Below are 13104 nucleotides of genomic sequence, written 5' to 3' on the forward strand. Positions count from 1 at the left end.
GAAGTAGACAAAGTTATTTTTATGATGATGAAGAAACTTGCCTTAGCAGTATTACTAGGCGCCTTGGGTACATCAGCTCACGCTTCAAATGACTTCCAAGTTGAAGATATTCAGATCAAAGGGCTACAGCGTGTAGCTCTTGGTGCAGCGTTAACGCATATCCCCTTTAACGTAGGGGATACGTTGAATGAATTCCGTATTTCTCAGTCTATTAAAGCGCTATATAAGTCAGGACACTTTAATAACATTGAAGTGTTTCGAGACGGTAACCGTGTAATTTACAAGGTTAAAGAGCGCGAGACGATCAGCGAAATTACCTTTGAAGGGAATGACGATCTTAAAGATGAACAGCTGACTGAGAGTCTGGAAGGCAGTGATATTCGCGTAGGTGAAACACTTGATAGAACGGTTATTTCAGGTATAGAAATGGGCCTGGAAGACTTTTATCACAGTGTTGGTAAATACAACGCTAATGTTAAAGCTGAAGTGACTCACTTACCACGTAACCGCGTTAACTTAAAGTTTGTCTTTGAAGAGGGTGATGCTGCAGCGATTGAACAAATCAATCTTGTGGGTAATGAGATTTTCACGGACCAAGAAGTACTTGAGCGTATTGAATTAACTTATGACTCACCTTGGTGGGACTTTATGGCGCAAGACCGCTATCAAAAGCAAACGCTACAAGGTGATATGGAAACGATTGAAAGTTTCTATTTGGACCGTGGCTACCTTCGCTTTAAAGTTGACTCCACGCAAGTGTCAATGACACCGAATAAAGAAGCTGTATATATCACGCTTAACGTGACTGAAGGCGAGCAGTATACGGTTAGCGAAGTTGACTTCATTGGCGATATGGCGGGTTTTGAAAGCACGATTCGTGCGATTAACCCGTTGCAGGCTGGAAAACTGTATAACGGCGCTGAAGTGACTTATACCGAAGAAACTATCAGCAAATTCTTGGGTCGTTTTGGTTATGCTTATCCTAAAGTAACCACCATTCCTGAAATTAACGATGACGATAAAACCGTTAAGTTGTCAGTGTCGGTAGACCCAGGCAAACGTATATACGTGAATCGCGTTAACTTCGAAGGTAACCATGTTACGGCAGACCGTGTATTACGTCGTGAAATGCGTCAAATGGAAGGTGCTTGGTTATCAAACAGTTTAGTTGAAGCATCAAAAGCCCGTTTATCTCGTTTACCGTATTTAGAAACTGTTGAGTTTGAAACCAATCAGCTTCCAGGTGAAGACGACTTAGTCGATGTTGACTTTGAGGTTAAAGAACAGCCTTCAGGATCGTTTACAGCAGGTGTTGGTTATGGTTCTCAAACAAAACTTAGTTTGAATGCCGGTGTTCAACAAAATAACTTCTTAGGAACTGGTAACAGACTTGCGTTCCAAATCAATACGGTAAGTTATTCTCGTGCTGTTAGTGTTTCTTATACAGACCCATATTTTACCGTTGATGGTATTTCACTTGGCGGCTCTGTTTTCTACAACGAGTTTGATGCGGGCGATGCTAACCTTGTTGAATATAAAAACAAAACATATGGCGTGGGCTTGAACCTTGGTTTCCCTATCAATGAATATGTGCGTGTAAACTTTGGTGTCGGTTACAAGAGTAACGGTATTACACGTTTACAAACGTACGAGCAAATTCAGAAGTTCTACGATTTATACTCAGATCCAGACAACCCAGATGGTGGTCTAGATTTCGAAACGTTTGACTTAAGTGCTGGTATCTCACGCGTAACATTAAACCGTGGTACTTTCCCAACGGCAGGTTCGTCACAATCGTTAAGTGCGAAAATTACGACACCAAACTCGGATGTTAATTACTTCAAGCTTAATTTAAAAACGAAGTGGTACTTCCCACTTACCCGCAATCAACGTTGGTCGGTATTAACACGTTTCGAAGCGGGTTACGGTAACGGCTACGACACCATTAATGGTAATGACCAGTTCTTACCATTCTGGGAAAACTTCCGTGCGGGTGGTTCAGATACCTTACGTGGCTTTGAGAATAACGTAGTAGGCCCGCGTGCTATTTATCGCTCACCAACACCTATTGATGGAACGCCTGATCCTGTCGGACCTCCAGGTGGCTGTTGTTTAGGACCTGATCATGATTACATCGCAATATCAAACAACTCTGTTGGTGGTAATGCGTTGGCCATTGGTGGTGTAGAGCTTATTTTCCCAACACCGTTCTTAGATGAAAGCATGTCTAACAGCTTACGAAGTAGTTTATTCGTTGATGTCGGTAATGTATGGGATACAGAATTTGATATCGATGATTACCGTGACCTTCCTGCGTCAGAGTTTGAAAAAATCGATGATTATTCAGACATCGGTCGTTACCGAAGTTCAGCCGGTCTATCAGTGCAGTGGCTTTCGCCAATGGGACCAATGATTTTTAGCTTTGCGAAAGCATTGAAAAAAGAAGATGGGGATGATACAAGTTTCTTCAGCTTCAATATTGGTAAAACGTTCTAAAAGAACGTGCGCTGAAAAAGCATTTAAAATTTAGGAGAAGAAGTTGAAAAAGTTTATCAAATCATTAGCAGTAACGACTGCTGCATCAACAATGTTGCTAGCGGGTTCTGCAATGGCAGAGAAGTTTGGTGTGGTTAATTATCAAAGAATCCAAGCTGAAATACCTCAAACTGCGCAGCTAGCTCAAACTTTGGACGAGGAGTTTAAGGATGATAGGGCTGTGCTAGAGCAATTAAAAAAAGACGTACAATACTTCCAGGAAAAGCTGAAGCGCGACTCTTCTTTAATGACTGAGAAAGAGAAAGAAGACGTACAAAAGCAAGTTGCAGCTAAGTTTCAAGAGTACCAAACTAAAGGACAAGAGTTACAACAAAAAGCTCAAGTTAGACAAAGACAAGAAACAGGGAAGATTTTGGCATTGATCAGACAAGCCATTGATAATATTGCTGCGAAAGATAACTACGATTTTGTATTTGAGCAGTCGGCTGTGCCTTTTAATAAGCCTGAGCATGACATAACTGACAAAGTAGTAGAGCAAGTCAGCAAATTAAAATAAGACCTTTGCAATATGAGTTATACGTTAACTGATCTTGCACAGCAAATTGGCGCGACTGTTAAGGGAGATGGCAACATCACCGTTAGCAGTCTTGCTACTTTAGCGGCCGCAAAAAATGATCAAATCGCCTTCCTTTCTAACAGTAAATACCAAAGCCAATTAAAAGATACTCAAGCAGCAGCAGTCATTGTGTCACCTGATATGGCTGAGCACTGTCCGACTAATGCACTTGTCATGGACAACCCTTATATGGGATATGCTATTACTGCGCAGCTATTGGATTCTACCCCCGAGCCAGCAAGTAATATTCACCCTACAGCGGTGGTTGATGCATCGGCAAAACTAGGCGTAAACGTGTCACTTGGCGCCAATGTGGTTATCGAAGATGGTGCAGATATTGGCGACAATGTCTCAATTGGTGCTGGCACTTACATCGGAAAAAATGTCTCAATAGGTAAGAACACGAAACTTTGGGCTAATATTAGTGTATATCACGATGTCGTCATTGGTGAGCAATGTGTGGTACATGCGAACACAGTGATTGGCGCAGACGGATTTGGTTATGCTCCACATCAAGGTAAATGGCACAAAATACCGCAACTTGGTAGCGTAATTGTAGGTAACCGCGTTGAAATTGGTGCAAGTACAACAATTGATCGTGGGGCGCTTGATAACACGGTTATTGGTGACGGTTGTATTTTGGATAATCAAATTCAAATCGCACACAATGTAGTGATTGGTGAAAATACGGCAATTGCGGGCTGTACTGTGGTTGCAGGTAGCGCAACCATAGGGAAAAACTGTACAATAGGCGGCTTGTCGGCAATCAATGGTCATATTTCTATTGCTGACGGTACGACGATTACTGGCATGAGTATGGTCATGAAAGGGACCAAAGAAGCCGGTGTAATTTCATCTGGTATACCAGCGCAACCAAATCGAGATTGGCACAAAATGAATGCTCGTCTTCGCAAGTTGGATGAAACTACCAAAAAAGTTGCTCAGCTTGAAAAAGCACTGAGTGAATTAAACAAGGAACAATAATTTGGAACGTGTACAAAATTCTTTGAGTGTGGAAGAAATACAAACATTAATTCCACACCGTTACCCAATGTTATTAATTGACAAAGTTGTTGATTATGAGCCGGGTAAGTGGCTGCATGGCATAAAGAACGTTACCTTTAACGAGCCAGTATTTACTGGTCATTTCCCTGGTTACTCTATTTTCCCTGGGGTAATGATTCTTGAAAGTTTAGCGCAAGCGACAGGTGTTTTAGGCTTTAAATCTTCTGAAGGTCGTGGCGACGGTGAAATGTATCTTTTCGCTTCTATTGACAATGCTAAGTTTAAGCAGCCAGTTGTCCCAGGCGACACCATGCATTTGCATGTAGAATTTCTGAAAGAACGTCGTGGGATGTGGAAGTTCTATGGTGAAGCTAAGGTAGACGGCAAAGTGGTATGTAGTGCCGACCTAATGTGTGCAAGACGAGAGTTATAGTTTAGTGATACACGAACAAGCGATTATAGAGCCTGGTGCTCAAATAGGTAAAAACGTCTCAATAGGACCTTGGACGTATGTTGGCAAGGACGTTGTTATTGGTGACGACTGTGATATTCGCTCAAATGTCGTGATAAAAGGCCCAACGACCATAGGTAAGGGCAATACTATCTATCAATTCGCGAGTATCGGTGAGGATTGCCAAGATTTAAAATATGCAGGTGAACCAACGCAGCTTATTATTGGTGACAATAATACATTTCGCGAGTGTTGCACGATACATCGTGGTACGGTGCAAGACGAAGGGCTAACAAAGATTGGCTCCAACAATCTGTTTATGGCCTACACCCATGTTGCTCATGACTGTGTTGTGGGTAGCCACTGCATATTAGCGAATAACGCGTCAATTGCAGGGCATGTTCATGTTGGTGATTGGGCTATTCTTGGTGGTATGTCGGGTGTCCATCAATTTTGCCATATAGGTGCACATAGTTTTGTTGCTGCTAACTCACTTGTTTTAAAAGACGTGCCGCCTTATGTCATGGCGTCGGGTCATGGTGCCTCACCATTCGGCTTGAACTCTGAAGGGCTAAAGCGACGCGGGTTTGATAAACAAACCATCCTTGCTATTCGTCGAGCGTACAAAGAGGTATACCGTAAAGGCCTATCAGTCGAAGATGCTCTTGCTAGCTTGAAAGACGTAGCTGACGACTTGGAAGAAGTTAAGGCGTTTACTGATTTCATCCAACACTCTAATCGAGGCATTATCCGCTAAAAAGGTAGATTAACCTTTCATGTCAGATTTCAAATCTACATCTCCTGTGTTCGCCATTGTGGTTGGTGAACACTCGGGAGATACCTTAGGCGAAGGCCTAATTAAATCACTTAAAGCAAAATATCCAAATGCCAAGTTTGTCGGTATCGGTGGCCCTAAAATGCAAGCGTTGGGTTTCGAAAGCCTATTTGCTATGGAGGAGCTCGCAGTAATGGGCATTGTTGAGGTGCTTGGTCGTATTCGTCGTCTGCTTTATGTTCGCAAATACCTTACTGACTATTTTACGGAGAATAAGCCGGATGTATTTATCGGCATCGATGCGCCTGACTTTAACTTAACACTCGAAGAACGCCTCAAAGCAAAAGGCATTAAAACTGTCCATTATGTCAGTCCATCGGTATGGGCGTGGCGCGAAAAACGCGTATTTAAAGTCGAACGTGCAACAAATTTGGTATTGGCTTTGTTACCTTTTGAAAAGGCATTTTATGACAAATATGACGTGCCTTGTAAGTTTGTTGGCCACTCGTTAGCTGACGATATTCCTATGCACAGTGACAAGCAACAGGCTAGAAATGCATTAGGTCTTAACCCCAGTGGTAAAGTCCTTGCGTTAATGCCGGGTAGCAGAGGCGGGGAGTTATCACGGTTAGTATCGGTTTTTCTTGAAACTGCCAAACAGCTACAAGCTGATGATCCAGAATTGACCTTTGTTGTGCCAATGATCAGCGACAAACGCGCGGAGCAGTTTAATACGCTTTATCAAGAAGCGGGTGTGGATGTGCCAGTACAGGTTTTTGTTGGTAAAACTCAGCAAGTGATGGCAGCGAGTGATTGTTTGTTAACGGCTTCAGGAACGGTGACGTTAGAAGCTGCATTGATTAAACGTCCAATGGTAATTACGTATAAGTTTAATTGGCTCACGTATCAAATGGGCAAAGCACTCGTTAAATTAAAGTACTTTTCATTGCCAAACTTATTGGCTGACAAAGAGTTGGTGCCAGAGTTACTGCAACACGACGTGACGGCTGAGAGTTTAGTGCCACTCCTAAAGGAGCGTTTGTATCAAGACCAATCGGCGCTTAATGACGCATTTACCAACATTCATCACATGCTTAAACAAGATGCGAGTGAGCAAGCGGCAATTGCAGTAAGTGAATTGATTGAACGAGAGTAAGCTTGTGCCAACCAAAACAGTAAAAAAGCCAAAAAACGAATTACCACCATTTGAATACCCAATTGCATACTGCATCGCGGGTGTTGATGAAGTAGGACGCGGACCTTTGGTAGGTGATGTGGTCACGGCCGCAGTAATACTCGACATGGATAATCCCATTGAAGGACTGATGGACTCGAAAAAGCTATCAGAGAAAAAACGAGAGCTATTAGCACAAGAGATCAAAGAAAAGGCTGTGGCATGGTCAATTGGCAGGGCAACACCGGAAGAAATAGATACGATTAACATTTTGCACGCTACTATGCTAGCAATGCAACGAGCGGTAGCTGGATTGAGTGTCACACCTGATCATGTGCTGATTGACGGCAATAGGTGCCCTGAAGTTGGTATTCCATCTCAAGCTGTCGTGAAAGGTGATGCTAGAGTTGCTGAAATTAGTGCTGCTTCTATCCTAGCTAAGGTTGAGCGAGACAATGATATGATCGAGCTTGATAAAGCGCATCCAGAGTTTGGCTTTGCCAGTCATAAAGGTTACCCAACCAAAGCACACTTTGAAAAAATTGCTGAACTTGGCGTGTTAGATTGCTATCGTAGAAGCTTTAAACCTGTAGCAGCTATTTTGCAAAAGCAGCCTAGTATCAGCACGCAAAAATAATAATTAAAAACCAAATCAAAAATGTCTGAAGACTTAACGCCTGTAGAGCAACCTAAATTCATTCACTTACGCGTTCACAGCGACTTTTCAATGTGCGACGGCTTGAATAAAGTGAAACCTATAGTCGGTAAAGCGGCAGACATGAATATGCCTGCTATTGCGCTTACCGACCAAACGAACCTTTGTGGTTTAGTTAAGTATTATCATGCATGTCATGGCGCTGGCATTAAACCGATAATAGGTTGTGATTTTTGGGTACAAAGTGAAGAGCTAGAAGACGAATTATTTCGCCTCACTATTCTTGCGTCAGACAATGACGGATATAAAAACCTAACAGAGTTAATTTCAAAAGCGTATTTACGAGGCCATGTTCAAAATAGGGCTGTACTTGATAAATTATGGATGGTTGAGCATGCAAAAGGCTTAATTATCTTATCTGGTGGTCGTGAGGGTGACGTAGGTAAGGCGCTTTTAAAAGGAAATGATGCGTTAGTTCAGCAAAACTTAGCGTTTTATCATCAATACTTTCCTGATCGCTACTATCTTGAACTGATTCGCACAGGCAGACAAGACGAAGAAAACTATCTTCATCGCGCTGTCGCGTTATCAGGGCAAACCGGTGTGCCTGTAGTGGCGACCAATGAAGTGGTTTTTCTGACACCTGAAGATTTTGAACCACATGAGATTCGTGTTTGTATTCATGATGGTTTCACGCTTGATGATAAGCGCCGTCCTAAGCGCTACTCAGATCAACAGTACTTGCGCTCTGAACAAGAGATGTGTGAACTGTTCTCAGATATCCCCGAAGCTCTGGCAAATTCCGTTGAAATAGCAAAACGATGTAATGTCACCGTCACCTTAGGTGAGTATGTACTACCAGACTTTCCTACTGAAGGAATGCCGATAGAAGACTACTTAATTAAAGTGTCGGAAGAGGGGTTGCAGGAACGTCTTGAATTTTTATTTGATAAAGACGCGCCAGATTTTGAGGAAAAGCGAAAGGAATATGACGAACGACTAAAGGTTGAGCTCGACGTAATAAATACCATGGGCTTCCCTGGCTATTTCTTGATTGTTATGGAGTTTATCCAATGGAGTAAGGATAACAATATTCCAGTAGGACCTGGACGTGGTTCAGGTGCTGGCTCTTTAGTGGCTTACGCATTAAAAATTACAGACCTTGATCCTCTCGAGTATGACCTACTTTTCGAGCGCTTCCTTAACCCAGAACGTGTATCAATGCCCGATTTTGACGTCGACTTTTGCATGGATCGTCGTGATGAGGTTATTGACCATACCGCCGAACTATATGGCCGTGATGCAGTATCACAAATTATCACCTTCGGTACCATGGCGGCAAAAGCGGTAATTCGAGATGTTGGTCGTGTACTTGGGCACCCATATGGCTTTGTTGATCGTATCTCAAAGTTGATACCTGGCGACCCAGGCATGACATTAGCCAAGGCGTTTGATGTTGAACCTAGGCTTCCCGAAATATACGACCAAGACAGTGATGTAAAAGACCTTATCGACATGTGTCGTATCTTAGAAGGTACGACGCGAAATGCAGGTAAGCATGCCGGTGGTGTTGTTATCTCGCCGACCACCATTACGGATTTTGCGCCACTATATTGTGACGATGAAGGTAAAAACCCTGTCACACAATTTGATAAGAACGACGTTGAAGACGCAGGTCTGGTTAAGTTTGACTTCTTAGGTTTACGCACGCTCACTATTCTCCAGTGGGCAATTGAAATGGCCGATGAAAAGTTGCTCAAAGCAGGCAAAGAGCCAATCGACATTGCAGCCATTCCACTGGATGACAAAAAATCTTTTGATGTGCTTTTAGCATCGCAAACGACGGCGGTATTCCAGCTGGAATCGTCGGGCATGAAAGCGCTCATTGAAAAATTAAAGCCGGATTGCTTCGAAGATATTGTCGCACTGGTAGCGCTTTTCCGTCCAGGTCCGCTTGACTCGGGCATGGTAGATAACTTTATCGAACGTAAGCACGGACGTGAGGAAGTGTCGTATCCTGACGCAACGTGGCAGCATGAATCATTGCAGCCTGTGCTAGAACCTACTTACGGTATTATTTTGTACCAAGAGCAGGTAATGCAAATTGCTCAGGTTTTGGCGGGCTACAGCCTGGGTGGCGCTGACATGCTTCGTCGTGCAATGGGTAAGAAAAAGCCAGAAGAAATGGCAAAGCAGCGTTCAACCTTTGAAAAAGGTGCTATCGATAATGGTATCGATGGTGAGCTGGCCATGAAAATCTTCGACTTGGTAGAAAAGTTCGCCGGTTATGGTTTCAACAAATCTCACTCAGCTGCTTATGCGTTAGTTTCTTACCAAACACTTTGGATGAAAGCGCATCATCCTCAGCCATTTATGGCGGCAGTAATGTCTGCCGATATGGATAATACTGATAAAATCGTTACCCTAGTTGATGAATGCAAAAACATGGGGCTGACCCTGCTGCCGCCGGATGTGAATTCGGGCCAGTACAAGTTTACTGTTAACGAAAACAATGAAATTGTTTACGGTATCGGTGCAGTAAAAGGGGTTGGTGAAGGGCCAATTGAAGCGATTATTGAAGCGCGAGAGCAGGGTGGTCCTTTTGCAGATTTATTCGACTTTTGTGCGCGTGTAGATATTAAGAAAACCAATAAACGGGTACTTGAGCGACTCGTCAAATCTGGCGCGATGGATTCACTTGGCCCTAAGTTACCTGATGGTGCGCCAAATCGAGCCGTCACCTATGCAACTTTGCCTGAAGCTATTAAAGCGGCTGAACAACACGCAAAAGCACAAGCGCTTGGGCAGGATGACCTGTTTGGCCTAATCAATGAAGAACCAGAAGACACGCGTCAGTCGTTTAAAGTTGTTCCTGAATGGCCAGAGCAAGAGTGGCTTGAAGGTGAAAAAGAAACGTTAGGTCTCTATTTAACGGGCCATCCAATAAACCGCTACTTACCCGAGATTAAGCATTATGCATCCAGTCGGTTGGTGGCAGTTCAGCCAACAGGTAAAGATAAAAGTGCAACTGTCGTAGGTTTAGTCATAGGCGTTCGCGTGTTAACGAATAAACGCGGCCGTCGTTGGGCACTGGTTACGTTGGATGATAGAAGTGCGCGCATGGATGTACGTTTGTTTCCAGATGATTTTGATACCTTTCAAGAACTTCTGGTTTCTGATGCTATATTAGTCTGTAGCGGACAGGTCAGCTTTGATGATTACTCGGGTGGATATACAATGACGGCCCGAGATATAATGACCATCGCTGATGCCAGAGAAAATCATGTGAGTTCTCTGGATCTTAACGTGGATAGTGCGCAAATCAGCGCTGATTTTATCGACAAATTTACACAAGTATTATCTCCATATAAAGATGGTACCTGTCCTGTGCGTGTGTTTTATAAACGCCCAGAAGCGCAGGCCATGCTAGAACTTGGGGTACAATGGCGGGTAACACCTGCCGACATGTTATTACACGAATTACGAATTCTGCTTGGTGATGAAAATGTCGCCTTGCAATTTAAATAATAACAATTAGCACCAGCTAATTGACGACAGGTTAGGTAGACACAAGAATATGTCATTAAATTTTTTAGATTTCGAGCAGCCTATCGCCGAATTGGAAGCGAAAATTGAAGAGTTGCAACTGGTAAATAATGGCCAAGAACTAAACTTGGATCTAGAAGAACAGATTGCCCAGTTACGCGAAAAAAACAAAGAGCTGACGGAAAAGATCTATGGCGATCTAGACCCATGGCAAACAGCCCGTGTAGCGCGTCATCCGCAACGTCCTTACACACAAGATTATGTTAGCCGTATCTTTACCGATTTTGATGAGTTAGCAGGTGACCGCGCATATGCCGACGACAAGGCGATTGTTGGTGGTACTGCTCGTTTAGACGGTGTTCCGGTGATGATTATTGGTCATCAAAAAGGACGTTCAACATCAGAAAAAGTAAAGCGTAACTTTGGTATGCCTCGTCCAGAAGGTTACCGCAAAGCATTGCGCTTAATGGAAATGGCAGAACGCTTTAATATGCCGATTATTACCTTTATTGACACGCCTGGTGCCTACCCAGGTGTTGGTGCGGAAGAGCGCGGTCAAAGTGAAGCAATTGCACGCAACCTAAAAGTCATGTCTCGTCTAACGGTACCAATCGTCTGTACTGTTATTGGTGAAGGTGGTTCTGGTGGTGCACTTGCTATTGGTGTCGGTGACCGTGTTAACATGCTTAAGTACTCAACTTACTCGGTAATTTCGCCAGAGGGTTGTGCATCAATCTTATGGAAAACAGCAGAGAAAGCATCGACAGCTGCTGAAGCTATGGGCATTACTGCACAGCGCATTAAAGAGCTAGAGCTGATTGATAATATCATCGAAGAGCCAATGGGCGGCGCTCATCGTGATATGGACGAAATGGCGGCGTTGTTGAAACAAGCGATCAAGTCTGATCTGGACGGACTTAGCAATTTATCGCAAGAAGAGTTGATTGAAAAACGCTATCAGCGTTTAATGTCATTCGGTTATTGTTAATCAAAGGGCGGCCGAAAGGCCGCTTTTTTGTATGAAGTCTGTCAAACAGCTAATTATTGCGCTTTCCAACGAATTCAAATCCTATCCTATCGTCATCGCCTACAGTGGTGGTGTTGACTCGCAAGTGTTGCTACATACATTCGCGGAACTCAAAGCGAATATATTAAAAGACCGAGAAATAACGGTTTGTCATTGTCATCACGGGTTAAGCGAAGATGCAAATGAATGGGCGGAGTTTGCAAGTGAGCAATGTGAAAAGCATGACTTGCCACTGAAGCTTGAATATTTGCAGTTAGATTTATTCAAAGGCTCTGGTATTGAGGCGGAAGCGAGAGAGCAACGTTATCATGCACTTCAACAAGTTTATGCAAAGCCTTCGCTTATCTTTACTGGCCATCATCAAGACGATCAAACAGAAACGTTTTTATTAGCATTAAAGCGCGGGGCTGGCGCAAAAGGGCTCTCAGGGATGAAATTAAAATCTACGCTTGAGCCGCACATTATTTGCCGCCCCATGCTAAACACGTCGCGCAAAGAGATTGAAACGTTTGCCAGTGAAAAATCGATGCAATGGGTTGAAGATGAATCTAACCTAAATTCCGCGTTTGACCGCAACTTTCTGCGTAATGAAATTATTCCGCAGCTGACCCAACGTTGGCCTGCATTTAACAGCACCGTTAGTCGCAGCACACATTTGTTAGCGGAAGGGCAGGCAATCATTGAAGAAGTCGCCACGGCAGATTACAAAAGCGCGTTGACCGATAACGGCAGCTTAGCGATGCCAAGTCTATGGTCGCTGAGCCATGCACGGTTTAACAATGTCATCCGTTATGCTTTGCAGCGTATGGGTGGGGAAATGCCGAGCTTGGCCCAATTACAGCAGCTATATGATCAATTATCGGCAGAAAACGATCGCCAACCGTCTTGTAAACTGGGCAGTTTTGTCGGTCGTCGTTATCGAGAGCAATTGTATTTAACGGCTAACTTTTCGCCACTTGATGAATTTGAGGGCACAATCGATTTACCTGAAGAGGGAACATCAAGTGAGTTGGTATTGCCTGATGGCCTTGGTTCACTGGTTCTTTCTAGTGCATCAAGTAAAAGTGCTGAAGAGAGCAACGTGCTGGCGTTTTCGTTGGATGAGGGTATAGAGTCGCTGGGAATTCGCTTTTCACACGATAACCCAACAGTACTGCCGGATTATCGACGTCACTCTCGCCCGCTGAAAAAGGTTTTGCAAGAATTAGACATTCCACCTTGGCAGCGAGTCCGTCTGCCAATGTTGTTTAACAATAGCGAATTGGTGTTGGTTGCAAACCAGTTTGTATGTCAGCCTTATTTGCCAGCAACTCATCGCAACAAATATGTACTTTACTGGCGAGAGTAAAATTATTTACG

Annotated in this window: 10 protein-coding genes; all 10 read left to right on the forward strand. The window is 43.6% G+C overall.

Annotated elements, in window-relative coordinates; genetic code table 11:
- The first annotated feature begins 21 nt into the window (after positions 1–21).
- Positions 22–2496: an outer membrane protein assembly factor BamA gene (gene bamA / locus ACFSJY_RS06200; protein ID WP_386032279.1), complete on the forward strand. Its 2475-nt coding sequence runs from the start codon at positions 22–24 to the stop codon at positions 2494–2496.
- 43 nt (positions 2497–2539) lie between these two features.
- Positions 2540–3052: an OmpH/Skp family outer membrane protein gene (locus ACFSJY_RS06205; RefSeq protein WP_386032281.1), complete on the forward strand. Its 513-nt coding sequence runs from the start codon at positions 2540–2542 to the stop codon at positions 3050–3052.
- A gap of 12 nt (positions 3053–3064) precedes the next feature.
- On the forward strand, positions 3065–4096 hold the full coding sequence (gene lpxD, locus ACFSJY_RS06210; protein ID WP_386032283.1) for a UDP-3-O-(3-hydroxymyristoyl)glucosamine N-acyltransferase: 1032 nt from the start codon (positions 3065–3067) through the stop codon (positions 4094–4096).
- 1 nt (position 4097) lies between these two features.
- Positions 4098–4550 (forward strand): 3-hydroxyacyl-ACP dehydratase FabZ, encoded by a 453-nt coding sequence (gene fabZ / locus ACFSJY_RS06215; RefSeq protein WP_386032285.1) that lies wholly within the window; start codon positions 4098–4100, stop codon positions 4548–4550.
- A gap of 4 nt (positions 4551–4554) precedes the next feature.
- Positions 4555–5325: an acyl-ACP--UDP-N-acetylglucosamine O-acyltransferase gene (gene lpxA, locus ACFSJY_RS06220; protein ID WP_386032287.1), complete on the forward strand. Its 771-nt coding sequence runs from the start codon at positions 4555–4557 to the stop codon at positions 5323–5325.
- 19 nt (positions 5326–5344) lie between these two features.
- Complete coding sequence (gene lpxB / locus ACFSJY_RS06225; protein WP_386032290.1) at positions 5345–6499, forward strand: lipid-A-disaccharide synthase; 1155 nt, start codon at positions 5345–5347, stop codon at positions 6497–6499.
- Between the two features lie 61 nt (positions 6500–6560).
- Complete coding sequence (gene rnhB, locus ACFSJY_RS06230) at positions 6561–7154, forward strand: ribonuclease HII (RefSeq protein WP_386032700.1); 594 nt, start codon at positions 6561–6563, stop codon at positions 7152–7154.
- Between the two features lie 21 nt (positions 7155–7175).
- Positions 7176–10700 carry a DNA polymerase III subunit alpha gene (gene dnaE, locus ACFSJY_RS06235; protein ID WP_386032292.1) on the forward strand — a complete coding sequence of 1175 codons (3525 nt, stop codon included), beginning with the start codon at positions 7176–7178 and terminating at the stop codon, positions 10698–10700.
- A 49-nt stretch (positions 10701–10749) separates the two neighbouring features.
- The gene (accA, locus tag ACFSJY_RS06240; protein WP_386032294.1) at positions 10750–11706 is read left to right on the forward strand and encodes an acetyl-CoA carboxylase carboxyl transferase subunit alpha; all 957 of its coding nucleotides are present in this window, start codon (positions 10750–10752) and stop codon (positions 11704–11706) included.
- A gap of 31 nt (positions 11707–11737) precedes the next feature.
- Positions 11738–13093 (forward strand): tRNA lysidine(34) synthetase TilS, encoded by a 1356-nt coding sequence (tilS, locus tag ACFSJY_RS06245; RefSeq protein WP_386032296.1) that lies wholly within the window; start codon positions 11738–11740, stop codon positions 13091–13093.
- Positions 13094–13104 lie beyond the last annotated feature (11 nt).

The sequence above is a fragment of the Thalassotalea euphylliae genome, from assembly GCF_042682785.1.
In the GTDB taxonomy this organism is placed as follows: domain Bacteria; phylum Pseudomonadota; class Gammaproteobacteria; order Enterobacterales; family Alteromonadaceae; genus Thalassotalea_F; species Thalassotalea_F euphylliae.

What these genes read in the sequence shown, in the direction of transcription:
- bamA (WP_386032279.1), top strand. Translation starts at nt 22, where the DNA reads ATGATGATGAAGAAACTTGCCTTAGCAGTATTACTAGGCGCCTTGGGT.
- lpxD (WP_386032283.1), top strand. Translation starts at nt 3,065, where the DNA reads ATGAGTTATACGTTAACTGATCTTGCACAGCAAATTGGCGCGACTGTT.
- lpxB (WP_386032290.1), top strand. Translation starts at nt 5,345, where the DNA reads ATGTCAGATTTCAAATCTACATCTCCTGTGTTCGCCATTGTGGTTGGT.
- dnaE (WP_386032292.1), top strand. Translation starts at nt 7,176, where the DNA reads ATGTCTGAAGACTTAACGCCTGTAGAGCAACCTAAATTCATTCACTTA.
- accA (WP_386032294.1), top strand. Translation starts at nt 10,750, where the DNA reads ATGTCATTAAATTTTTTAGATTTCGAGCAGCCTATCGCCGAATTGGAA.
- tilS (WP_386032296.1), top strand. Translation starts at nt 11,738, where the DNA reads ATGAAGTCTGTCAAACAGCTAATTATTGCGCTTTCCAACGAATTCAAA.